Below are 22,169 nucleotides of genomic sequence, written 5' to 3'. Positions count from 1 at the left end.
GCGTCGGCGGTAAAACTGCACGCAGCACTGAATTCGACATTACACAGAGGTTAAGCAAATGATGGTTTATCCAGTCAAACACAGTCCGCTATTGCGTCAGCCTGAGCATTTTATCGCCAGAGATGAACTAAAAGCCCTGGTGCAAAAGGTGACGCATAACCTGGTCAATATTAAAGATGAGACAGGCGAATTTTTATTGCGACTGGACGACGGACGCGTGATCGATACTAAAGGCTGGGCCGGATGGGAGTGGACGCACGGCGTGGGCCTGTACGGAATGTATCACTATTACCAACAGACCGGCGACCAGACGATGCGTAAGATCATTGATGACTGGTTTGCCGATCGTTTTGCGGAAGGCGCGACGACGAAAAACGTTAATACGATGGCGCCATTTTTAACGCTGGCGTATCGCTATGAAGAGACGCGTAATCCAGCGTATTTACCGTGGCTGGAAACGTGGGCCGAATGGGCGATGAATGAAATGCCCCGTACCGATCACGGCGGAATGCAGCACATCACGCTGGCGGAGGAAAATCATCAGCAGATGTGGGACGACACGCTAATGATGACGGTGCTGCCGCTGGCGAAAATCGGTAAGCTGCTGAACCGGCCGGAATATGTGGAAGAGGCAACCTATCAGTTCCTGCTACACGTGCAGAATTTGATGGATAAAGAGACGGGGCTGTGGTTCCACGGCTGGAGCTATGACGGTCATCATAACTTCGCTAACGCTCGCTGGGCGCGCGGCAACAGTTGGCTGACCATTGTGATCCCGGATTTTCTTGAACTGCTGGACTTGCCGGAAAATAATGCCGTGCGCCGTTACCTGATCCAGGTACTGAATGCGCAGATCGCCGCGCTGGCGAAATGTCAGGATGAAAGCGGTTTGTGGCATACGCTGCTTGACGATCCGCACTCTTATCTTGAGGCGTCGGCGACGGCGGGTTTTGCCTACGGTATTCTTAAAGCGGTGCGCAAACGCTATGTCGAACGGCACTATGCGCAGGTGGCGGAACAAGCTATTCGGGGGATAGTGAAACATATCTCGCCGGAAGGCGAACTGCTGCAAACGTCATTTGGCACTGGCATGGGCCACGATCTCGATTTTTACCGTCACATTCCGTTGACCTCTATGCCTTACGGGCAGGTGATGGCAATGCTGTGTTTGACGGAATATCTGCGTAACTATTTCTGATGTATGCGGATATTCCGGGCGTATCCTTGTCTGATGGCGCTTTGCTTATTTGACTATGGCACCTGACCTGGCTGCGTGGTATCAGCCTGTGGATCAAACAGGTGGTCAAGGATTTTTCGCATGATGGGCGCGGCGGTAACGCCGTCGCTTCCGCCGTTTTCCAGAATCAAGGCAATAGCGACCTTAGGGTTTTTATACGGTGCAAAAGCGGTATAAAACACATGATCGCGCAGGCGAATGGGGATCATTTTCGCGTTGTAGGTCTGATTTTCTTTCAGGCTAAATACCTGCGACGTGCCGCTTTTGGCCGCAATGCCGTAGGGCGCTGTGTGAAAGAACTTATAGCCCGTTCCGTTGGGTGCATTCGCCATGCCATACATCGCCTGACGCACCAGTCCCCAGTATGGCGACGCCGGATCGGCTATCTGTGCCGGTGTTCCTGAAGGGCGATACGGAACCACCGTTTTGCCGCTCTCTTCATTGAGTAACAGGTGAGGGGCAATCACCTTACCGTTGTTGATGAGCGCCACCATCGCTTTTACCATCTGGATGGGGGTGGCAATCCAGTAACCCTGGCCGATGCCGACAGAGATGGTATCGCCCTGATACCAGGCTTTTTTATGGACCCGCTGTTTCCATGCGCGGCTGGGAAGCAGCCCGTCATACTCTTCATTTAGGTCGATGCCCGTCGGTTTGCCATAGCCGAACTGAGACAACATCGTGTCGATACGGTCAATACCCATCATATAAGCGACCTGATAGAAAAAGGTATCCGCAGATTCCTCAATCGCTTTAGTGACATCCAGCATACCGTGTCCGGTTTTTTTCCAGTCCCGGTAATGTCGCTGCGTGCCGGGAAGCGTCCAGGTTGGCGCGCCAAAGAAGGTGGTTTGCGGCGTAATAATCCCGCATAACAGCGCGGACATCGCCATATAGGGTTTAACCGTTGACGCCGGGGGATAAAGCCCTTGCGTCACGCGGTTGATCAGCGGCAGATTTTTATCGTGCAGCAGTTTGCCGTAATCCTGATAGCTAATGCCTTTTACAAAGGGGTTCGGGTCGTAGCTGGGCATAGATACCATCGCCAGCACTGAACCATCGTGCGGATCTTCAACCAGTACGGCAGCACGCTGCCCGGCCAGCAAACTTTCAATGTACTCTTGTAAATGGAGATCCAGCGTCAGGTGAATATTCTTACCCGCGATGGGAGGAACGTCTTTCAGCAGGCGGACAATACGCCCGTGATTATCCACCTCGACCTCCTGATAACCGGTTTTGCCATGAAGATCGTTTTCGTAGTAACGCTCAATCCCCTGTTTACCGATGTTATGGTCCGCCGCGTAATTCTCTGCCAGCCCTTTTTTATCCAGCGCTTTAAGGTCGTTATCGTTTATCTTTGACACGTAACCGAGAACATGCGCCAGCTCCGCGCCGTAAGGATACTGCCGATCCTGATAGCTATTGATCGTGACGCCGTTGAAATGAAACTGATTGACCGCAAAGCGTGCGATTTCAACATCCGTTAGCGCGTTTTTGAGCACCACCGGACGATAGCGGCTACTGGATTTTAGCGCACGGCGAAAGTCGGCGATATCATCGGGGGAGAGATCAACAATAGGGGTGAGCTGTTTTAGCAGCGCATCCATATCGGCAATTTTATAGGGCGTAACCGCGATATCATACCAGGTTACGTTACGCACCAGCGGAATGCCGTTGCGATCGTAAATAATGCCGCGCGTGGGCGCGACGGGTAGCATCTTGATATCGTTCTCATTCGAACGGGTGGTGTAGTAGTGGTGCTGACGGATTTGCAAGTTATAGAGGTTGAAGATCAGGATACCAAAGCAGACAACCACTACACCAAACGCCACAATCACACGTCTCAGGAAGAGTTTCTCTTCCGCATCAAAGTCTTTAAAAGTCATTACCTGTACCTGAACAATCCGCCGCCTAATGATACGGGGCGGTCAGCGCCAGCACAGGTAAAAGATGTTCCATCTCTCTATAGAAATGTGTCATTCCTTGTGATTTGTTACAGATATACCGCTGTGGCAATAAAAAGGCCTGAGTCCGTTCCCCGGAATCAGGCCTGATGATGTTAACGACGACGCGTTTACATGCGTTCTACGGTTTCGATACCCAACGTATCCAGACCCAGTTTCAGCGTCTTCGCCGTCAGTTGCGCCAGTTTTAGGCGGCTATTGCGAACCGCATCATTCTCGGCGCTGAGAATAGGGCAGTGCTCGTAGAAGCCGGAGAACAGCCCGGCGACGTCATACAGATACGCACACATGACGTGCGGCGTACCTTCACGCGCGACCACCGTCAGGGTTTCTTCAAACTGCAGCAGACGGGCAGCGAGTTGCGCTTCGCGATCTTCGCTAATGATAACCGGCGCGCTCGCCAGCGCCTGCTCGTCGATGTCCGCTTTACGGAAAACAGACAGCACACGCGTATAGGCATACTGCATATAAGGAGCGGTATTGCCTTCGAAAGCCAACATATTATCCCAGTCGAAGATATAGTCAGTGGTGCGGTTTTTTGACAGATCGGCGTATTTCACCGCGCCAATACCGACGGCGTTAGCCAGTTTTTCCAGCTCGTCAGCCGGCATATCCGGGTTCTTCTCCGCCACCAGACGACGCGCGCGCTCCAGCGCCTCATCCAACAGATCCGCCAGTTTCACCGTACCGCCCGCGCGAGTTTTAAACGGTTTACCGTCTTTACCCAACATCATGCCGAACATGTGGTGTTCCAGCGGAACGGAATCCGGTACATAACCGGCTTTGCGCACAATAGTCCAGGCTTGCATCAGGTGTTGGTGCTGACGGGAGTCAATGTAGTAGAGCACGCGGTCGGCGTGCAGCGTTTCGTAACGGTATTTGGCGCAGGCGATATCGGTAGTGGTATACAGATAACCGCCATCTTTCTTCTGAATAATGACGCCCATCGGGTCGCCTTCCTTGTTTTTAAACTCATCAAGGAAAACCACCGTTGCGCCCTCGCTTTCAACCGCCAGGCCTTTGGCTTTCAGATCGGCGACGATGCCCGGCAGCATCGGATTATACAGACTTTCGCCCATCACATCGTCACGCGTCAAAGTGACGTTCAGGCGATCATAGGTGATCTGGTTTTGCGTCATCGTGATGTCAACCAGCTTACGCCACATCTCACGGAAATAGGCATCACCGCTCTGCAATTTGACGACGTAGTTACGCGCGCGCTCGGCAAACGCTTCATCTTCGTCATAATGCTTTTTCGCATCGCGGTAAAATCCTTCAAGATCCGCCAGCGCCATGTCGCCCGCGTTTTCCTGCTGCTGTTTTTCCAGCCAGGCGATCAGCATACCGAACTGGGTGCCCCAGTCGCCGACGTGGTTAGCGCGAATAACATGATGGCCCAGAAACTCCAGCGTGCGCACAGCCGCATCGCCGATAATCGTGGAGCGTAGATGACCAACGTGCATCTCTTTCGCGACGTTGGGCGCGGAGTAGTCGACGACAATCGTCTGGCGAGTCGGCTGAGAAACGCCCAGACGATCGGAGGCCAGCGCCTGCTGCACCTGTTCAGCGAGAAAAGCCGGTTCGAGGAAAATATTGATAAAGCCAGGGCCGGCGATTTCAACCTTGCTGGCGATGCCGCTGAGATCCAGATGAGTCAGCACCTGCTCTGCAAGTTGTCGGGGGGCCATACCCAGTTTTTTCGCAACTGCCATCACGCCGTTGGCCTGATAGTCGCCGAACTGAACTTTGGCTGACTGACGAACCTGGGGCTCGCAATCTGCAGGCGCGCCTGCAGCAATCATGGCCTGACTAACTTTTTCTGAGAGAAGAGCCTGAATATTCACCGGAATACCTTACGTTTATGAAGCGGGCTGTATTACCCGCGCCAGTTTAAGAATTAGGGCGGGAGTATACTGCAAATGCCCGTTGGCGTCAGCATTGCGCGCGCGGCGCGTCGCCTGAAATATACGCAACAATAATCTGCATAAGCATTCAATAAACGCCCAATCAAATCAAAGGTTGGTTGCCGGGGCGCAACAGCGTAAATTAGCGGTTTTCACAGCAAGAAGAGCGTCCTGATATGGCGAACTGGCAACACATTGATGAACTGCATGATATTTCCGCAGATTTACCGCGATTCACTCTGGCGTTCAGAGAACTTTCCACTCGCCTTGGTCTGCAGATCAGCGCCCTTGAGGCCGATCACATTTCATTGCGCTGTCACCAGAATACGACGGCGGAGCGTTGGCGTCGCGGTTTTGAACAATGCGGCGAGCTACTGTCGGAAAATATCATCAACGGCAGGCCGATTTGTCTGTTTAAACTGCATGAACCGGTATGTGTAGAACACTGGCGGTTTTCTGTTATTGAATTACCGTGGCCGGGAGAAAAACGCTATCCACACGAAGGGTGGGAGCATATTGAAATCGTGCTGCCCGGCGAGCCGGAGACCTTGAACGCGCGGGCTCTCGCATTGTTGTCGGATGAGGGGCTTAGTCAGCCGGGGATAGTGGTTAAAACCAGTTCGCCACAGGACGAGCATGAACGTTTGCCAAACCCTACGCTGGCCGTGACCGATGGCCGCGTCACGGTAAAATTTCATCCATGGTCGATTGAAGCGATTGTCGCCAGCGAACAGGCGGCCCATTAACCTGCCGAGCGGAGTGAATATGGCGTTACTTGAGATCTGTTGTTACAGCATGGAATGCGCGCTCACCGCGCAGCGAAACGGCGCGGATCGTATCGAACTGTGCGCCGCGCCGAAAGAAGGCGGGCTTACGCCTTCGCTGGGCGTCTTACGCAGCGTACGCGAGCATATTACGATTCCCGTACATCCGATTATTCGTCCTCGCGGCGGGGATTTTTACTACACTGACGGCGAATTTGCCGCCATGCTGGAAGATATCCGCCTCGTCAGAGAGTTGGGTTTTCCCGGGCTGGTTACTGGCGTGTTGACCGTTGATGGGGATGTCGATATGTCGCGAATGGAAAAAATAATGGCGGCGGCCGGACCGCTGGCGGTAACATTCCACCGCGCCTTCGATATGTGCGCTAATCCCTTCAATGCGCTAAAGAATCTGGCTGACGCAGGCGTAGCAAGAGTACTGACTTCCGGGCAAAAAGCCGATGCGGCGCAAGGTTTATCAATAATTATGGAACTTATTGCCCAGGGGGATGCTCCAATCATTATGGCTGGTGCGGGGGTTCGTGCAAATAACCTGCAGAATTTCCTCGATGCCGGAGTACGGGAAGTACACAGTTCCGCCGGAGTCTTACTGCCTTCGCCGATGCGCTATCGCAATCAGGGGTTATCGATGTCTGCCGATATACAGGCGGACGAGTATTCTCGCTATAGGGTAGAGGGTGCGGCGGTCGCTGAAATGAAAGGAATCATTGTTCGCCATCAGGCCAAATGATTTTTACCGTTGCATCATGTCGCCCAATATGATGCTTGCTCGTACCAGGCCCCTGCCAATTCAACAGGGGCCTTTTTTTCTCCTTCATATTTCAAGCCGCAGCAGCGTTGGCCGCCTCGCGCACCCCGGTCACGTAGCTACCTACGTTCCCGGGGATTTGCTGCGTTGCCGCCTTGCTGCAACTTGAACTATTTTGGAGAAACGGTGCTATACGTAACGGTCATTCGGCAATCCATCACGGTTTACGCGCAATCAGCACCGCGCGCTGCGGGGCGGGATAGCCTTCCACCGTCTTGCTGCGATCGTTCGGGTCAAGAAAATCGGCCAGCGACTCGGTAACCATCCACTCGGTACGGCGCTGCTCTTCGGTGGTAGTGACGCAAACGTCAGCGATACGCACATCAATAAAGCCGCATTTTTCCAGCCATTTTTTTAATGCCGGCGCGGAAGGAATAAAATAGACATTACGCATCTGCGCGTAGCGATCCCCGGGCACCAAAACGGTATTTTCGTCGCCGTCGACGACCAGCGTTTCCAGTACCAGTTCACCCTCGTTGACCAACTGATCTTTTAACTGCCACAGATGCTCCAGCGGCGAGCGACGGTGATAAAGCACCCCCATCGAGAAGACGGTATCAAATGCTTTCAGCGCCGGGAGTTGTTCAATGCCCAACGGCAGCAGATGCGCGCGCTGATCGTTACCCAGCAGTTTACGCACCGCCTCAAACTGGCAGAGGAAAAGCTGCGTAGGATCGATGCCGACCGCCAGATGTGCGCCTGCGCCAATCATCCGCCACAGGTGATAGCCGCTGCCGCAGCCGACATCAAGGATCGTCCGGCCGGTTAAATCTGACAGATGCGGCAGTACGCGATCCCACTTCCAGTCGGAGCGCCATTCGGTATCAATATCTACGCCATAAAGCGAGAACGGGCCTTTACGCCACGGCATCAGATTACGCAGCAATGTATCAATACGCTTTAGCTGACCTTCGCTGAGCGGCGTTTCGCTTTCCGCCGTGACACTGTGCAGTAAATCCAGCCGCCAGGGCGTAATTTCCGGTAAAAATTCTACCGCGTTCGACCACTGTTTAAACAAGCCATGCTGCTGCTCGCGTTGCCAGGCGGCAATCTGCGCGGGCAATGTTTCCAGCCAGTGGGAGAGATGATTTTTAGCAATGAGCTGATAAAAGTTACCAAACTCGATCATGCGGCAACTCCGGCTTTTAACGCGACAAGCGACCCGAAATTAAAGCACTGGAACCACAGTTCACTGTGTTCGAAACCCGCCTGACGCAGGCGCGCTTTATGTGTTTCCACCGAGTCGGTGAGCATCACGTTTTCCAGCATACTGCGCTTCTGGCTGATCTCCAGTTCGCTGTACCCATTAGCGCGTTTAAAATCGTGGTGCATGTTGAATAACAGCTCGCCCACTTTCGCGTCTTCAAAGCTAAATTTTTCCGACAGTACCAGCGCGCCGCCGGGATTCAACCCCAGGTAAATCTTATCCAGCAATGCCTGGCGTTCGGCAGGTTCAAGGAATTGCAGGGTAAAATTCAGCACCACCATCGAGGCGTTTTCAATAGTGATATCGCGGATATCGCCTTCAACAACTTCAACCGGCGTTGGCGCTTTATATGCATCAATATGGCGGCGGCAGCGTTCAATCATGGCCGGGGAGTTATCGACGGCGATAATGCGACAATGCTCATGGCGGATATTACGCCGAACAGACAGCGTCGCGGCGCCCAGCGAGCAGCCCAGATCGTAGACCTGCGTGTTCGGCTGCACAAAGCGTTCAGCCAACATGCCAATCATGGAGATGATGTTGGAGTAGCCTGGTACCGAACGCTGAATCATGTCGGGAAAAACTTCGGCTACTCGTTCATCAAAAGTCCAGTCGCCGAGACGGGCGATAGGCGCAGAAAAAAGCGTGTCGCGGTGAGACATAACGTATACATCCGGGAAAAATAAAGGCGCATATTGTGCGCTAATACAGGGAGAAAACCAACTCCCAGGGCATATACCACAGGTTTGCCAGCACCATCAGCAACAATGCGCACCAGGTCGCGCTCATCCCCGCCCGCCGCCAGCGGAACAGGCGGTGGTGAAAACCGTAATAATGCATCAGCCGACCGGCGATTAAAATGATGCCGCAGATATGCACCATCCACGTTTCGGCGCCGTTCATTTCCATAAACAGCAGTAGCACCAGCGCGACAGGAATATATTCCACCGCGTTGCCATGAATACGGATGGCGCTTTGCAATTCGCTAAAACCGCCGTCGCCATAGGCGACACGGTACTGCATTCGCAAGCGAACGACATTAAAAGAGAACTTCATTAATAATAACGCACCCAAAACGGCATACAGCGCGCTTACCATACAAACTCCCTTTTAAAATGGCTGATGGCACTGTCTATGATAGGGGGCATTTTCAGAAAAGAGAAGATTGCTGTGGAATGGACGGAGCAGTGCCGATTTCCGGTAAGACGCTGCGTAAATCATGCCAAAGCGTATTCACCAGTTCCGGCGCCTGCGCGATATCCGGAGTATGTAAAAACAGAAAAGGCGTGGTGGTCTGCCGCCACTGCGGGAGTTTCTGCAACCAGGCGGCGAAAAACTCACGGTTTTGCGCCATATTGTCGCTACCGATAAAACGTACCATCGGGTGGCTGGCCGTCACGACCGCATGTACCGGGACTTTGGGTTTTTTTCGCTGCGCGTCGCGGACGGCCTCGCTGTGGGGATGGGCGGCATGTACCGGACGACTATCCAGGATCACGCGGTTTACGCCGCGCGCGTGTAACCCGCGATTGAGCCGCTGTTCATCCTCACCTTTGTCAAAAAAACACGGATGACGAACTTCTACGCCATAGGTAAACGTGGCGGGGAGCGCATCAAGAAACTGCCATAAGGCGGGGAGATCGCGCGGTCCAAAGGCGGCGGGCAACTGCAGCCAGTATTGGCCAATACGCGTTTCTAGCGGCTCCAGCCGGGTAAAAAACGCCTGTACCAGATCGTCGCAATGGCGCAGCGCGGCCTGGTGAGAAATGGTGGCGGGAAATTTAAAGCAAAAACGGAAATCGTCCGTAGTTTGCGCATACCAGCGATCGACAATTTCCGCTTTCGGTAGCGCGTAAAGCGTGGTGTTGCCCTCCACGCAGTTAAAGTGGCGGGCATACTCTTCCAGACTGGTGATGCCGAGCCGCGCCCATTTCGGGTGCGACCATTGCGGCAAGCCAATGTAGATCATAAGGCGTTTAAAATATCCTCTACGCTGCTTACCCGGCTAATGCGCGGGAAAATATGCGTCATACTGCTCTGATGCTGCTCACTGCTGGCGGCGCTACAGGCATCTTCGGCAATAATAAGGTTAAATCCCAACTCCCAGGCGTTACGCGCTGTGGATTCGACGCCGATATTGGTTGAGATCCCGCACAATATGATGGTGTCGATACCCCGGCGGCGAAGCTGTAATTCCAGGTCGGTGCCGTAAAACGCGCCCCACTGGCGTTTAGTCACTTCCAGATCGCTGTCCTTTTTACCCAATGCCGTAGGCCAGGTCCACCAGTTTTCCGGCAATGCGTGCGCAGGCGTTGCGGCATCCACCGGCTGTTTTAACGCTTCGGCATAATCATCAGACCATCCGACGCGTACCATAACCACGGGTGAGCCGTTGGCGCGACACTTTTCCGCCAGCCGCGCGGCGCGGGCGACCACCTCATTTGCCGTATACGGGCCGCCGGCAAACGGAAGAATTCCTTCCTGTAAATCAATAACCACCAGGGCGGTTGTGGTCGCGTTGAGTTTCAGCATGATAATCACTCTCCTAAAAATAGCGGATTTCACTACACCTTAAGCGCGATTAAAGAGGAAAGCGGCGACAAATATTGTTAATTTTTGTGAGCATACGCAATACCCGCGTGAAAAACCCGGGTACAGTCAGTATGAACCAAGTGTCGATACCGCATGAAACGGGCAAGTTATCGCTCCCATGCTGGATTGACTCTTATCGTGCGGCAGAATTTCCAGTATAATAGCCGCCTTTTTTCATCCAGTTGTGACATACAGCTAAAGCTGCGACTTCGTCGCCTGCATGGCAGGCAACAATCCGCCTGCGGCTAAGTTAAGGGATATCTCATGCGTACAGAATATTGCGGACAGCTACGTCTGTCCCACGTGGGGCAGCAGGTGACTCTGTGTGGTTGGGTCAACCGTCGTCGTGATCTTGGCAGCCTGATCTTTATCGATATGCGCGACCGCGAAGGTATTGTGCAGGTGTTCTTCGATCCGGATCGTGCGGACGCGTTAAAGCTGGCCTCTGAACTGCGTAATGAGTTCTGCATTCAGGTTACGGGCACCGTGCGTGCGCGTGACGCGAAAAACGTCAATGCGGATATGGCGACCGGCGAAATTGAAGTGCTGGCGTCCTCTCTCACTATCATCAACCGCGCAGACTCACTGCCGCTTGACGCTAACCACGTTAATACCGAAGAGGCGCGTCTCAAGTACCGCTATCTGGATTTGCGTCGTCCGGAAATGGCGCAGCGCCTGAAAACCCGCGCCAAAATTACCAGCCTGGTGCGTCGTTTTATGGACGATCACGGTTTCCTTGATATTGAAACGCCGATGCTGACCAAAGCCACGCCGGAAGGCGCGCGCGACTATCTGGTGCCTTCGCGCGTGCACAAAGGTAAATTCTACGCGCTGCCGCAGTCGCCGCAGCTGTTCAAACAGCTCCTGATGATGTCCGGTTTCGACCGTTACTATCAGATAGTCAAATGCTTCCGTGATGAAGACTTACGTGCTGACCGTCAGCCGGAGTTTACTCAGATCGACGTCGAGACCTCCTTCATGACCGCGCCACAGGTGCGCGAAGTGATGGAAGCGCTGGTGCGCCATTTGTGGCTGGAAGTGAAAGGCGTGGATCTGGGGGATTTCCCGGTCATGACGTTTGCCGAAGCGGAACGTCGCTACGGTTCCGACAAACCAGACCTGCGTAACCCGATGGAGCTGGTAGATGTCGCTGACCTGCTGAAATCGGTAGAGTTCGCGGTCTTCGCGGGCCCGGCTAACGATCCGAAAGGCCGCGTGGCAGCACTGCGTGTGCCTGGCGGCGCACAGCTTAGTCGTAAGCAGATCGACGATTACGGTAACTTTGTTAAGATCTACGGCGCGAAGGGCCTGGCGTATATCAAAGTTAACGAACGCGCGAAAGGTCTGGACGGGATTAACAGTCCGGTGGCCAAGTTCCTGACCGCCGACATCGTCGACGCTATCCTTGAACGTACCGGCGCGCAGGACGGCGACATGATCTTCTTCGGCGCAGATAACAAAAAAGTGGTTGCCGATGCGCTGGGCGCGCTGCGTCTGAAACTGGGCAAAGACCTGAACCTGACCGACGAAGACAAATGGGCGCCGCTGTGGGTGATTGACTTCCCGATGTTCGAAGACGACGGCGAAGGCGGTCTGACCGCGATGCACCATCCGTTTACCGCTCCGCGTGACATGACGGCGTCTGAACTGAAAACTGCGCCGGAAGAAGCCGTCGCTAACGCTTACGATATGGTGATTAACGGCTATGAAGTGGGCGGCGGTTCGGTGCGTATTCACAACGGTGAAATGCAGCAAACCGTATTTGGTATTCTCGGTATCAATGAGCAGGAGCAGCGCGAGAAGTTCGGCTTCCTGTTGGATGCGTTGAAATACGGTACGCCGCCGCATGCGGGCCTGGCGTTTGGTCTGGACCGTCTGACCATGCTGTTGACCGGCACCGATAATATTCGTGATGTTATCGCCTTCCCGAAAACGACCGCCGCCGCGTGTCTGATGACCGAAGCGCCGAGTTTCGCCAACCAGGCAGCGTTGACGGAGTTAGGGATTCAGGTTGTGAAGAAAGCCGAGAATAACTGATATGAACAATGTACACGACATCATTCGCGTGATATCGCGGCGGCCCGCAAGGGGGAGTCTCATCAATGCGCGGCGTCACCCAACAGCCAACAACGAGGTCGCGTGAAGGATAAAGTGTACAAGCGCCCCGTTTCGGTCCTGGTGGTTATTTTCGCGCAGGATACGAAACGGGTGCTAATGTTGCAGCGACGCGATGACCCGGCTTTTTGGCAGTCAGTGACTGGCAGCATAGAAGAAGGGGAGACCGCGTTGCAGGCCGCCGTACGTGAAGTCAAAGAAGAGGTCACGATTGATGTTGCGGCAGAGCAACTGACCTTAATCGACTGCCAACGTACGGTGGAGTTTGAAATTTTTTCACATTTACGTCATCGCTATGCGCCGGGCGTCATGCACAATACAGAATTCTGGTTCTGCCTTGCGTTACCGCATGAGCGGCAGGTGATATTCACTGAACATCTGACGTACCAGTGGCTTGATGCGCCTGACGCGGCGGCGCTTACCAAGTCCTGGAGTAACCGGCAAGCGATTGAAGAGTTTGTCATTAACGTCGCCTGAAAAGGCTCGCTTTTTTTGAGGAAATATTTATGGCAGGTCATAGTAAATGGGCCAACACCAGACATCGTAAAGCTGCGCAGGATGCCAAGCGCGGTAAAATCTTCACTAAAATTATTCGTGAACTGGTAACGGCAGCTAAATTGGGCGGCGGCGATCCGGATGCCAACCCGCGTCTGCGCGCGGCCGTAGATAAAGCGCTGGCCAACAACATGACCCGCGACACTCTGAACCGCGCCATCGCTCGCGGTGTGGGCGGTGATGAAGACTCGAACATGGAAACCATCATCTATGAAGGTTATGGTCCTGGCGGTACGGCCATTATGATTGAGTGTCTGAGCGACAACCGTAACCGTACCGTAGCGGAAGTGCGTCATGCTTTCAGCAAGTGCGGCGGTAATCTGGGTACCGATGGCTCAGTGGCGTACCTGTTCAGTAAGAAAGGGGTCATCTCCTTTGAGAAAGGCGATGAAGACACCATCATGGAAGCCGCTCTGGAAGCCGGCGCGGAAGATGTTGTGACCTATGATGATGGCGCGATTGATGTTTACACTGCCTGGGAAGAGATGGGCAAAGTGCGTGACGCGCTGGAAGCGGCGGGTCTGAAAGCAGACAGCGCCGAAGTGTCCATGATCCCGTCAACTAAAGCGGATATGGATGCGGAAACCGCGCCGAAACTGCTACGTCTGATCGATATGCTGGAAGACTGTGACGATGTTCAGGAAGTCTACCATAACGGTGAGATCTCTGATGAGGTGGCGGCGACCCTGTAATGGTGCTGTTAAACGCCGGCGGGCAGGGGGTATAGCGTGTCGATTATTCTCGGTATTGACCCCGGCTCGCGCATTACCGGTTATGGCGTTATCCGCCAGGTAGGCAGACAACTGACCTATCTGGGCAGCGGATGTATTCGCACCAAAGTCGATGATTTGCCGTCTCGTTTGAAGCTTATATACGCAGGCGTGACGGAAATCATCACGCAGTTCCAGCCGGACTATTTTGCTATCGAACAGGTGTTTATGGCGAAAAATGCCGACTCAGCCCTCAAGCTGGGACAGGCGCGCGGCGTCGCGATTGTCGCCGCGGTCAACCAGGAACTGCCCGTGTTTGAATACGCGGCGCGTCAGGTGAAGCAAACCGTCGTCGGTATTGGTAGCGCGGAAAAAAGCCAGGTTCAGCATATGGTGCGCACGTTGCTCAAACTGCCCGCTAACCCGCAGGCAGACGCCGCAGATGCGCTGGCTATCGCCATTACGCATTGCCACGTTAGCCAGAACGCGATGCAAATGAGCGAATCGCGGCTGAATTTAGCGCGTGGGAGAATGCGCTGATGTAAATGCAGGGTCAGGGAGGCCCGTACTATGGCGATAATAAAGTCGATAAAATTTTGGCTAGCAGAAATCGTGCTGCTGGTCGTGGTGTTGCCGATATTAGCAATAATATTCAGTATCTTTAACATTATTTTTAATATTGCTGGCGATATCTATGGGCTTATCGCCACGCTGATGGCCACCATTCTTGTGGGTTGTGCGACTGGCGGTATTCGCGGTCGCTTTATCGATGAACGCGAGCGTTTTATTCCTGGTTTTTTACCTGCCTTATTACTGATTTTCTATTCTCTTACCGTTTGGCTGATAATGATTATCGTCGCTGACGGCGACTTCGAAAGTAGCGTGTTTTATCACGGGATACAGTGGTTCGGACTCTATTCTGCCTTGATCAAATCGGCTTTAATGACGGAATTTTATGAGATATCATCGTCAAGGGTGATCATTGCCCCAGTGATTCCATTTGTCGGCTTCCTGTCGTATACCATCATGCGTTTTATCACCGTCCGGCAGAATAATAAGTTGGAAAACGTCACCGGATGGCGAAGTATTGTTCTGCTCATTGCCGCAATGACAATTGCCATTAGCGGATTATTGGCCTGGCAAACTTATGATCGTCGCGAGCGACGAGTGGTTAACGATCCGGCCAGGGAAATAACGGAATCTTTTGAGCCTGGCACATATGACCCGTTTACCCCCGATAATAAACTGACGGCGCTGAGCGCATCACCTGGGCTATCGCTGGAAAACGACTGGCCGCGACTGAATGGCGCAACGGCAGTTTATCCGGTGTACGCCTCGGCAGCGCAGGCGCTGTATCACAACCTGGATGTAGACAGCGTGTGGAAATATGTTCGCTGCGATCGGACACCTGGTGCCTGGGAGAAGTTAATTCATGGTGAAGCGGATATCATTTTTGTCGCTGAGCCTTCCGCCGAGCAAAAAGCCAGCGCGAGGGCGCAGGGCGTTGATTTACACTTCTATCCCATTGCCCGCGAGGCTTTTGTTTTTGTCACGCATAAGGATAATCCGCTGACTCAACTGAGTGAAAAACAGATTCGCGATATCTATTCCGGGCGTGTGAACAACTGGCTGGAAGTCGGCGGCAACGATGCGCGTATTTACCCCTATCAGCGGCCAAAGGGATCGGGTAGCCAGACGATTATGCTGGCTGCGGTGATGGGCGAGGATAAACTTCGCAAGCCGCTGGAAACCGAATCCGTTCACGATATGATCGGATTGCTGCGTAATGTGGCAAATTACCAGAACAGCGCCAATGCTCTGGGGTATACCTTCCGCTATTATGCTACGCAGCTTCACCATAGCCCTGATTTGCGCTTGCTGGCGGTGAATGGCATCGAGCCAACCATCGAAAATATTCGCAATGGAAAATATCCTTACACTATTGATGTATATATGGTTTCCGCTGGAAAACCCTCGCGGCAATCGCAAAAATTTATCGATTGGTTTTTGAGCGAGCAAGGGCAAAGGTTGATTGCTGACGTTGGATACGTTCCTCTGGCGCGCTAATGCACGTTGGGAGGCGGGAGAGACAATATATCTGTCAGTCATTTGACAGGCCTCGTATCGGCCTGTCAGGATATACTCGCGAGTGGAAATATCAGGGCGTTATGCCGCTTCTCCGGGAAGATGCCCCTGAGAGTGACTCTGATAGATTACATCCAGGTTGGGATGTTGCCACAGGCTGGCGGGCGTCACCGTCTTACGATCCCACGGGATTGAACCTAAAAACCAGAACTTCCAGAAGGCGAGTTTCGCATCAGGATTGCTGTGAAGTAATTCTTCGAATGTCTCAATATCGCCTACCGGAATACACAATGCTTCTTTATAGATATCAAACACAAATTTCGAGCAGAACTGGCGTGATGACTCATATTTAAACCCAGTGTGATAAAACTTATTCAGCCGGGCGGGAACCTGTTCCATGATGGCGAGTTTCTGTTCGACCGTCAGGCCGCCGCACAGGCGACGAACCGCGTAACGTTGTCCGGCTGAACGTTGTATAAACAGTGACAGCGTGGTGACGGTTGAGAGGGGGACGCGACTTTCCGCCACCAGATAGTCATCACCATTATGACCAATAATAATCCCAACATGGTTGCTCCAGCACTGTGAAGCGGTGGATATCTGGCCGAAAAGCGCGGCACCTATACAGGTAAAGACGATATCCCCGGTTTCATATTGGACAGGATAATGTTTTTTCATCTCTGCATTCCATTATTTGAAATAAATTCCTTTTATTTATTCTACAGGGTAGTTAGCATTATACCAGATAAATGACAAGCCTTAGTGTCATCGAAATATGTATGGTGAATATTTCATTTATTGGAATTAATGTCGTAAATATATCTGGGGGAGGAATTAAGGTGGTAAATTTCTCATCATCTGATCTCTTATATTGACAGGGAGTATGACGTGGTTGATGATAAACCAATGAGAATAGGCTGGGTGTTTTATTTTCCTTATATTTTTGTTGCTATTATCCTTCATCTGTTTATTAGTTTTTGTTATTGTTTGAGTATTGATATGGCGGAGGCTAATACCGTTGTTTTTTTATTAAAGCCAGGGACGATTTCATTATTATTTTTACTTCTCCCTGCCAGGCGGTTCAGAACCAGACTGTTGGCAACATTGAGTTCAGTTTTCATTACCTTAGTATTTAACCAGTGGCATTTGGTTGCCGGCAATAAAGAATTGGTTTTGTACCTGCAGGCAGCGTGCTTTATGGCTTTCCTGGCTATGACATCGGTAAAAAAATCCGGGTGGATGATTAGCGCATCATTATTTTTGGTTTGTGCGGCCGGAACGATTCGCCAGTGCTGGCTGGAACAGTTGTTTAACGCTGCCGATATATATATTGTTGATGATGGGCGGAGCTGTGGCGCCAGCGGCCACTGCTTCCAGTATATTGCAGCAAAAGGTCGTGGGTTAGCAGCAAAACGACAGGCACTTTTTAGTAGCGAAGAGTATGTGAATATTTATTATAGTTATTCAGAAGGGATACCAGCCGTGAATTTCGATGGCATGAAAAATGAGTTTGTACAATATTTATTGTGTCATGGTGAATTAAAATCTGTTGCGCGCGACGATAAAACAACATGCGATTAAATTCAGCTCTAGTGGTTAATATTATTAAATCTATTATCGGGTCTGTTTTTTTGGTGCCCCCGATGTTCCGCTGTTGGCATTCGTACTGGATACATTATTAGTGTTATCAGGATACTCATTATTGAAGACTACCGAACGTGCGCCACGGCATGTTGGCAAAAGTTATTCGCGTAGGACGCAAAAAGTTGTCAATGAGTGTACGACTTATTTTGTACGCAGCGGGGAGCGTACCCGTCGTTAACCATCGCGGGATGTCGGAGTAGAGAAATATCGGGATACGTGTTTTTCATCTGGATAAACATCCAGTCTTTTTTTATGATAGTGCATTATCTTTTCAGCCCTTTACGCAGGAGCGTCATGTGATAGGCAGACTCAGAGGCATTATTCTCGAAAAACAACCCCCGATCGTGCTGCTGGAGACAGGGGGCGTAGGCTATGAAGTACATATGCCTATGACCTGCTTTTACGAGCTGCCGGAGGCCGGGCAGGAGGCAATCGTCTTCACCCACTTTGTGGTGCGTGAAGATGCGCAGTTGTTGTACGGATTCAACAATAAGCAAGAGCGCACGCTGTTTAAAGAGCTAATTAAAACGAATGGCGTCGGGCCTAAGCTGGCGCTGGCGATTCTCTCCGGCATGTCGGCGCAGCAGTTTGTGAATGCGGTTGAGCGCGAAGAGCTTGGCGCACTGGTGAAGCTGCCGGGTATCGGCAAGAAAACCGCCGAAAGGCTGATTGTCGAAATGAAAGACCGCTTTAAAGGGCTACATGGCGATCTCTTTACGCCAGCGGTCGACTTGGTATTGACGTCGCCGGCCAGCCCCACCTCGGAAGATGCTGAGCAAGAAGCAGTTGCTGCGCTGGTGGCGCTGGGTTATAAACCGCAAGAAGCCAGTCGGATGGTAAGCAAGATCGCCCGTCCGGATGCAAGCAGTGAAACACTGATTCGCGACGCGTTACGCGCCGCTTTATGAGGTAAAGGATGATAGAAGCAGATCGCCTGATTTCAGCAGGCGCCACGATCGCAGAAGACGTCGCCGATCGCGCCATTCGCCCGAAGTTATTGGCGGAATATGTCGGCCAACCGCAGGTGCGCTCCCAGATGGAGATTTTTATTCAGGCGGCAAAACGGCGTGGCGACGCATTAGATCACTTGCTGATTTTCGGCCCGCCAGGGTTAGGTAAAACGACTCTGGCGAATATCGTTGCCAATGAAATGGGCGTCAATCTCCGCACCACGTCCGGCCCGGTGCTGGAAAAAGCAGGCGATCTGGCGGCTATGCTCACCAATCTTGAACCGCATGATGTGCTGTTTATTGATGAGATTCACCGGCTTTCACCGGTGGTGGAAGAGGTACTCTATCCGGCGATGGAAGATTACCAGTTGGATATTATGATTGGCGAAGGGCCCGCTGCACGTTCAATTAAAATCGATCTGCCGCCGTTTACGCTCATTGGCGCGACGACGCGCGCCGGGTCGTTAACGTCCCCACTACGCGACCGTTTTGGTATTGTGCAGCGCCTGGAGTTCTACCAGGTGCCCGATCTGCAGCACATCGTCGGGCGCAGCGCAAGGCACATGGGGCTTGAGATGAGCGATGACGGCGCGCTGGAAGTGGCGCGTCGGGCGCGCGGTACGCCGCGTATAGCCAACCGTCTGCTCAGACGTGTGCGTGATTTCGCCGAGGTGAAGCATGACGGGGCTATTTCAGCGGAAATTGCCGCGCAGGCGCTGGATATGCTGAACGTCGATGCGGAAGGGTTTGACTATATGGATCGCAAGCTGCTGCTGGCGGTTATTGATAAATTCTTCGGTGGACCGGTCGGCCTGGATAACCTGGCGGCGGCGATTGGCGAAGAGCGTGAAACCATTGAGGATGTGCTGGAGCCGTATCTGATTCAGCAAGGCTTTTTGCAGCGCACGCCGCGTGGGCGTATGGCAACGGTGCGCGCCTGGAATCATTTCGGGATCACGCCGCCAGAGATGCCTTAGCGCCTGAAGTCGCTGCGCTCATCAGACCTGGGCGATTTTGTAGGCCCGGTAAGCGCAGCGCCACCGGGCAACACACGCTTAGTTTGCCTGCTTTTTCATCATACTGAAGATAAACAGCAGCGCGGCACACAGCACTACGGATGGCCCTGCCGGGGTATCATAAAAGGCTGAGAAGGTCAGTCCACCTGTAACCGCTATCATACCTACACCAACGGCGACGCCCGCCATCTGCTCCGGCGTACGGGCAAAGCGACGCGCGGTTGCAGCGGGGATAATCAGTAGCGACGTAATGATCAGCGCTCCGACAAACTTCATCGCCACGCCAATGGTTAACGCCGTTACCAGCATCAATAGCAGCTTCACGCGCTGTAACTTCACGCCATCGACAAAGGCAAGATCCGGACTGATAGTCATTGACAGCAAGTTGCGCCACTGCCAGAAGAGAATGGCCAGTACAATAACGACCCCAATAGTGATCGAGATAAGATCTTCCGGCGTGACGGCCAGCAAATCGCCAAACAGATAAGCCATTAAATCAACGCGGACGTTGGACATCAGGCTGACCACGACCAGTCCTAAAGATAAGGCGCTGTGCGCCATAATGCCCAGTAAGGTATCAATCGCGAGGTGAGGGCGTTTCTCCAGCCATACCAGACCGGCGGCCAGCAGCAGCGTAACGGCGATTACCGCATAAAAGGGATTAACGTCCAGCAACAGGCCAAACGCCACGCCCAGAAGCGACGCGTGAGCCAGCGTATCGCCAAAATAGGACATCCGACGCCAGACCACAAATGAGCCCAAAGGACCAGCGGCGCAGGCCAGCATCATCCCGGCCAGCCAGCCGGGCAGTAATAATTCAATCATGAGTGACCATTTCCCCGGCGCAGTACAATACGACCCTGTAAATCGTGGCGATGATTATGATGATGGCGATAAATCCCTAATTGCTCCGCGCCTCGCGGGCCAAACATAGAGATAAACTCCGGATGCATAGACACCACTTCCGGCGCGCCGGAACAGCAAATATGATGGTTCAGGCATAACACTTCATCCGTCTTTGCCATGACCAGATGTAGATCATGTGACACCATCAGCACGGCGCAATCGAGTTCGCGACGCAGCTGATCGATAAGGTCGTATAACGCGACCTGGCCGTTGACATCCACGCCTTGCGTCGGCTCATCAAGTACCAGCAACTGCGGCCTGTTAAGCAGAGCACGCGCCAGCAGTACCCGCTGCGTCTCACCACCGGAGAGTTTTTGCATGGGCGCGTCAATCAAATGTCCGGCCTGAACGCGTTTAAGCGCCGGGAGAATATCCGTTTTTTGCGTGCCGGGACGTAAACGTAAAAATCGGTTTACCGTCAGCGGAAGCGTGGTATCGAGATAGAGCTTTTGCGGGACATAGCCGATACGGAGTTGCCCGTTGCGCTTGATCACCCCTTCATCAGGGGCTACCAGTCCTAAAACCACGCGTACAAGCGTTGACTTCCCCGCACCGTTAGGGCCGAGAAGCGTTAAAATTTTTCCGGGGCTCAATTCAAGCGACACGTCAGAGAGGACGCGGCGTTGACCAAATGAGACCGAGACGTTTTCCAGTGAAACTAAACTTGTCATGTTAATTTTAGGCTTGCAGAAGTGATAGAATGTTATAATATCACATTTCACACATTCATTACGATGATTAGTCGCATTATGTTACAGAAAAATACGCTTCTTTTCGCAGCATTATCCGCCGCGCTTTGGGGGAGTGCAACCCAGGCTGCCGACGCTGCCGTTGTTGCTTCGCTTAAACCGCTTGGGTTCATCGCTTCCGCCATTGCTGATGGCGTTACGGATACGCAAGTATTACTTCCGGATGGGGCATCCGAGCATGATTATTCATTGCGTCCATCAGACGTAAAACGCTTACAGGGCGCGGACTTAGTCGTCTGGGTTGGCCCGGAAATGGAAGCCTTTATGGAGAAGTCGGTCAGGAATATCCCTGATAATAAGCAGGTTACCATTGCGCAACTTGCCGATGTAAAACCGTTACTCATGAAGGGCGCGGATGATGATGAGGATGAACATGCGCATACGGGCGCCGATGAGGAAAAAGGTGACGTACATCACCATCACGGCGAATATAACATGCATCTTTGGCTCTCCCCAGAGATAGCGCGGGCTACAGCGGTTGCAATCCATGAAAAATTAGTGGAACTTATGCCGCAAAGTCGAGCCAAACTCGACGCCAACCTGAAGGATTTTGAGGCACAATTAGCCGCAACCGATAAACAGGTCGGTAACGAGCTCGCGCCGCTCAAGGGGAAAGGGTATTTCGTTTTTCATGACGCCTACGGTTACTACGAAAAACACTACGGACTCACCCCGCTCGGTCACTTTACCGTGAACCCTGAGATACAACCTGGCGCGCAGCGTTTACATGAAATAAGAACACAGTTGGTTGAGCAAAAAGCAACCTGCGTTTTTGCTGAGCCACAATTCAGGCCAGCGGTCGTGGAAGCCGTGGCGAGAGGGACATCCGTTCGAATGGGAACACTGGACCCCCTCGGGACGAACATTAAACTGGGTAAAACAAGCTATTCAGCGTTTTTAAGCCAATTAGCCAACCAGTATGCGAGCTGCCTGAAAGGAGATTAA

Annotated in this window: 22 protein-coding genes; 12 read left to right on the top strand and 10 right to left on the bottom strand. The window is 52.7% G+C overall.

Annotated elements, in window-relative coordinates:
* Window positions 1-58: 58 nt before the first annotated feature.
* A complete protein-coding gene (bglB, locus tag NA389_RS02270) occupies window positions 59-1,198 on the top strand; it encodes a beta-galactosidase BglB (protein WP_000989906.1) in 1,140 nt (379 codons plus the stop codon).
* Between the two features lie 53 nt (window positions 1,199-1,251).
* Here the strand turns inward: bglB and mrdA are convergent, their stop codons facing one another.
* Together mrdA and argS are read right to left on the bottom strand one after the other, a co-directional pair.
* Window positions 1,252-3,123: a penicillin-binding protein 2 gene (gene mrdA, locus NA389_RS02265; RefSeq protein WP_000142867.1), complete on the bottom strand. Its 1,872-nt coding sequence runs from the start codon at window positions 3,121-3,123 to the stop codon at window positions 1,252-1,254.
* A gap of 188 nt (window positions 3,124-3,311) precedes the next feature.
* Window positions 3,312-5,045, bottom strand: coding sequence for an arginine--tRNA ligase (argS, locus tag NA389_RS02260; RefSeq protein ID WP_001025375.1), 1,734 nt, complete (start codon window positions 5,043-5,045; stop codon window positions 3,312-3,314).
* 236 nt (window positions 5,046-5,281) lie between these two features.
* On the opposite strand from argS, the gene NA389_RS02255 reads away from it, so the two are divergent.
* Window positions 5,282-5,851, top strand: coding sequence for a VOC family protein (locus NA389_RS02255; protein WP_438795980.1), 570 nt, complete (start codon window positions 5,282-5,284; stop codon window positions 5,849-5,851).
* Between the two features lie 19 nt (window positions 5,852-5,870).
* Window positions 5,871-6,617 (top strand): copper homeostasis protein CutC, encoded by a 747-nt coding sequence (gene cutC, locus NA389_RS02250; protein ID WP_001185779.1) that lies wholly within the window; start codon window positions 5,871-5,873, stop codon window positions 6,615-6,617.
* Between the two features lie 235 nt (window positions 6,618-6,852).
* Here the strand turns inward: cutC and cmoB are convergent, their stop codons facing one another.
* The 5 genes from cmoB to NA389_RS02225 are packed head-to-tail and all read right to left on the bottom strand — an operon-like array spanning window position 6,853 to window position 10,434.
* Window positions 6,853-7,824, bottom strand: a complete 972-nt coding sequence (gene cmoB, locus NA389_RS02245; protein WP_000569026.1) for a tRNA 5-methoxyuridine(34)/uridine 5-oxyacetic acid(34) synthase CmoB — start codon at window positions 7,822-7,824, stop codon at window positions 6,853-6,855.
* On the bottom strand, window positions 7,821-8,564 hold the full coding sequence (gene cmoA, locus NA389_RS02240; protein ID WP_000019609.1) for a carboxy-S-adenosyl-L-methionine synthase CmoA: 744 nt from the start codon (window positions 8,562-8,564) through the stop codon (window positions 7,821-7,823). Before cmoA ends, cmoB begins: the two co-directional genes overlap by 4 nt.
* Before the next feature lie 40 nt (window positions 8,565-8,604).
* Window positions 8,605-9,000, bottom strand: coding sequence for an MAPEG family protein (locus tag NA389_RS02235; RefSeq protein WP_000252975.1), 396 nt, complete (start codon window positions 8,998-9,000; stop codon window positions 8,605-8,607).
* 52 nt (window positions 9,001-9,052) lie between these two features.
* The gene (locus tag NA389_RS02230; RefSeq protein ID WP_000639235.1) at window positions 9,053-9,871 is read right to left on the bottom strand and encodes a DUF72 domain-containing protein; all 819 of its coding nucleotides are present in this window, start codon (window positions 9,869-9,871) and stop codon (window positions 9,053-9,055) included.
* A complete protein-coding gene (locus NA389_RS02225) occupies window positions 9,868-10,434 on the bottom strand; it encodes a hydrolase (RefSeq protein ID WP_000916145.1) in 567 nt (188 codons plus the stop codon). The genes NA389_RS02230 and NA389_RS02225 overlap by 4 nt, the downstream gene beginning before the upstream one ends.
* Before the next feature lie 324 nt (window positions 10,435-10,758).
* Here NA389_RS02225 and aspS point away from each other — a divergent pair, with 324 nt between their 5' ends.
* The 5 genes from aspS to NA389_RS02200 all read left to right on the top strand — a co-directional run bounded on the left by aspS (window position 10,759) and on the right by NA389_RS02200 (window position 15,941).
* The gene (aspS, locus tag NA389_RS02220) at window positions 10,759-12,531 is read left to right on the top strand and encodes an aspartate--tRNA ligase (protein WP_001258627.1); all 1,773 of its coding nucleotides are present in this window, start codon (window positions 10,759-10,761) and stop codon (window positions 12,529-12,531) included.
* Window positions 12,532-12,633: 102 nt separating this feature from the next.
* Window positions 12,634-13,086: a dihydroneopterin triphosphate diphosphatase gene (nudB, locus tag NA389_RS02215; protein ID WP_000653691.1), complete on the top strand. Its 453-nt coding sequence runs from the start codon at window positions 12,634-12,636 to the stop codon at window positions 13,084-13,086.
* 29 nt (window positions 13,087-13,115) lie between these two features.
* Window positions 13,116-13,856 carry a YebC/PmpR family DNA-binding transcriptional regulator gene (locus tag NA389_RS02210; protein ID WP_000907242.1) on the top strand — a complete coding sequence of 247 codons (741 nt, stop codon included), beginning with the start codon at window positions 13,116-13,118 and terminating at the stop codon, window positions 13,854-13,856.
* A 36-nt stretch (window positions 13,857-13,892) separates the two neighbouring features.
* On the top strand, window positions 13,893-14,414 hold the full coding sequence (gene ruvC / locus NA389_RS02205; RefSeq protein ID WP_000022510.1) for a crossover junction endodeoxyribonuclease RuvC: 522 nt from the start codon (window positions 13,893-13,895) through the stop codon (window positions 14,412-14,414).
* Window positions 14,415-14,444: 30 nt separating this feature from the next.
* Window positions 14,445-15,941 (top strand): PstS family phosphate ABC transporter substrate-binding protein, encoded by a 1,497-nt coding sequence (locus tag NA389_RS02200; RefSeq protein WP_000974701.1) that lies wholly within the window; start codon window positions 14,445-14,447, stop codon window positions 15,939-15,941.
* Between the two features lie 99 nt (window positions 15,942-16,040).
* Here the strand turns inward: NA389_RS02200 and NA389_RS02195 are convergent, their stop codons facing one another.
* Complete coding sequence (locus tag NA389_RS02195; RefSeq protein ID WP_000716738.1) at window positions 16,041-16,637, bottom strand: YebB family permuted papain-like enzyme; 597 nt, start codon at window positions 16,635-16,637, stop codon at window positions 16,041-16,043.
* A 210-nt stretch (window positions 16,638-16,847) separates the two neighbouring features.
* On the opposite strand from NA389_RS02195, the gene NA389_RS02190 reads away from it, so the two are divergent.
* From NA389_RS02190 to ruvB, 3 genes are all read left to right on the top strand, one after another.
* Window positions 16,848-17,540 (top strand): hypothetical protein, encoded by a 693-nt coding sequence (locus NA389_RS02190; protein WP_000227317.1) that lies wholly within the window; start codon window positions 16,848-16,850, stop codon window positions 17,538-17,540.
* Window positions 17,541-17,899: 359 nt separating this feature from the next.
* Window positions 17,900-18,511 carry a Holliday junction branch migration protein RuvA gene (gene ruvA / locus NA389_RS02185; protein ID WP_000580335.1) on the top strand — a complete coding sequence of 204 codons (612 nt, stop codon included), beginning with the start codon at window positions 17,900-17,902 and terminating at the stop codon, window positions 18,509-18,511.
* Window positions 18,512-18,519: 8 nt separating this feature from the next.
* The gene (gene ruvB / locus NA389_RS02180; protein ID WP_000568508.1) at window positions 18,520-19,530 is read left to right on the top strand and encodes a Holliday junction branch migration DNA helicase RuvB; all 1,011 of its coding nucleotides are present in this window, start codon (window positions 18,520-18,522) and stop codon (window positions 19,528-19,530) included.
* A 78-nt stretch (window positions 19,531-19,608) separates the two neighbouring features.
* Here the strand turns inward: ruvB and znuB are convergent, their stop codons facing one another.
* Window positions 19,609-20,394, bottom strand: a complete 786-nt coding sequence (znuB, locus tag NA389_RS02175; RefSeq protein WP_000571516.1) for a zinc ABC transporter permease subunit ZnuB — start codon at window positions 20,392-20,394, stop codon at window positions 19,609-19,611.
* Complete coding sequence (gene znuC, locus NA389_RS02170; protein ID WP_000203023.1) at window positions 20,391-21,146, bottom strand: zinc ABC transporter ATP-binding protein ZnuC; 756 nt, start codon at window positions 21,144-21,146, stop codon at window positions 20,391-20,393. The genes znuB and znuC overlap by 4 nt, the downstream gene beginning before the upstream one ends.
* 78 nt (window positions 21,147-21,224) lie before the next feature.
* Between znuC and znuA the strand changes: the two genes are divergently transcribed.
* Window positions 21,225-22,169 (top strand): zinc ABC transporter substrate-binding protein ZnuA, encoded by a 945-nt coding sequence (gene znuA / locus NA389_RS02165; RefSeq protein WP_000939597.1) that lies wholly within the window; start codon window positions 21,225-21,227, stop codon window positions 22,167-22,169.

It is taken from the genome of Salmonella sp. NW645, from assembly GCF_051703725.1.
GTDB lineage: Bacteria > Pseudomonadota > Gammaproteobacteria > Enterobacterales > Enterobacteriaceae > Salmonella > Salmonella enterica.
This window is presented reverse-complemented; position numbering and strand designations above follow the sequence as displayed.

What these genes read in the sequence shown, in the direction of transcription:
- bglB (WP_000989906.1), top strand. Translation starts at nt 59, where the DNA reads ATGATGGTTTATCCAGTCAAACACAGTCCGCTATTGCGTCAGCCTGAG.
- mrdA (WP_000142867.1), bottom strand. Translation starts at nt 3,123, where the DNA reads ATGACTTTTAAAGACTTTGATGCGGAAGAGAAACTCTTCCTGAGACGT.
- NA389_RS02255 (WP_438795980.1), top strand. Translation starts at nt 5,282, where the DNA reads ATGGCGAACTGGCAACACATTGATGAACTGCATGATATTTCCGCAGAT.
- cutC (WP_001185779.1), top strand. Translation starts at nt 5,871, where the DNA reads ATGGCGTTACTTGAGATCTGTTGTTACAGCATGGAATGCGCGCTCACC.
- cmoB (WP_000569026.1), bottom strand. Translation starts at nt 7,824, where the DNA reads ATGATCGAGTTTGGTAACTTTTATCAGCTCATTGCTAAAAATCATCTC.
- cmoA (WP_000019609.1), bottom strand. Translation starts at nt 8,564, where the DNA reads ATGTCTCACCGCGACACGCTTTTTTCTGCGCCTATCGCCCGTCTCGGC.
- NA389_RS02235 (WP_000252975.1), bottom strand. Translation starts at nt 9,000, where the DNA reads ATGGTAAGCGCGCTGTATGCCGTTTTGGGTGCGTTATTATTAATGAAG.
- NA389_RS02230 (WP_000639235.1), bottom strand. Translation starts at nt 9,871, where the DNA reads ATGATCTACATTGGCTTGCCGCAATGGTCGCACCCGAAATGGGCGCGG.
- NA389_RS02225 (WP_000916145.1), bottom strand. Translation starts at nt 10,434, where the DNA reads ATGCTGAAACTCAACGCGACCACAACCGCCCTGGTGGTTATTGATTTA.
- aspS (WP_001258627.1), top strand. Translation starts at nt 10,759, where the DNA reads ATGCGTACAGAATATTGCGGACAGCTACGTCTGTCCCACGTGGGGCAG.
- NA389_RS02210 (WP_000907242.1), top strand. Translation starts at nt 13,116, where the DNA reads ATGGCAGGTCATAGTAAATGGGCCAACACCAGACATCGTAAAGCTGCG.
- NA389_RS02200 (WP_000974701.1), top strand. Translation starts at nt 14,445, where the DNA reads ATGGCGATAATAAAGTCGATAAAATTTTGGCTAGCAGAAATCGTGCTG.
- NA389_RS02195 (WP_000716738.1), bottom strand. Translation starts at nt 16,637, where the DNA reads ATGAAAAAACATTATCCTGTCCAATATGAAACCGGGGATATCGTCTTT.
- ruvB (WP_000568508.1), top strand. Translation starts at nt 18,520, where the DNA reads ATGATAGAAGCAGATCGCCTGATTTCAGCAGGCGCCACGATCGCAGAA.
- znuB (WP_000571516.1), bottom strand. Translation starts at nt 20,394, where the DNA reads ATGATTGAATTATTACTGCCCGGCTGGCTGGCCGGGATGATGCTGGCC.
- znuC (WP_000203023.1), bottom strand. Translation starts at nt 21,146, where the DNA reads ATGACAAGTTTAGTTTCACTGGAAAACGTCTCGGTCTCATTTGGTCAA.
- znuA (WP_000939597.1), top strand. Translation starts at nt 21,225, where the DNA reads ATGTTACAGAAAAATACGCTTCTTTTCGCAGCATTATCCGCCGCGCTT.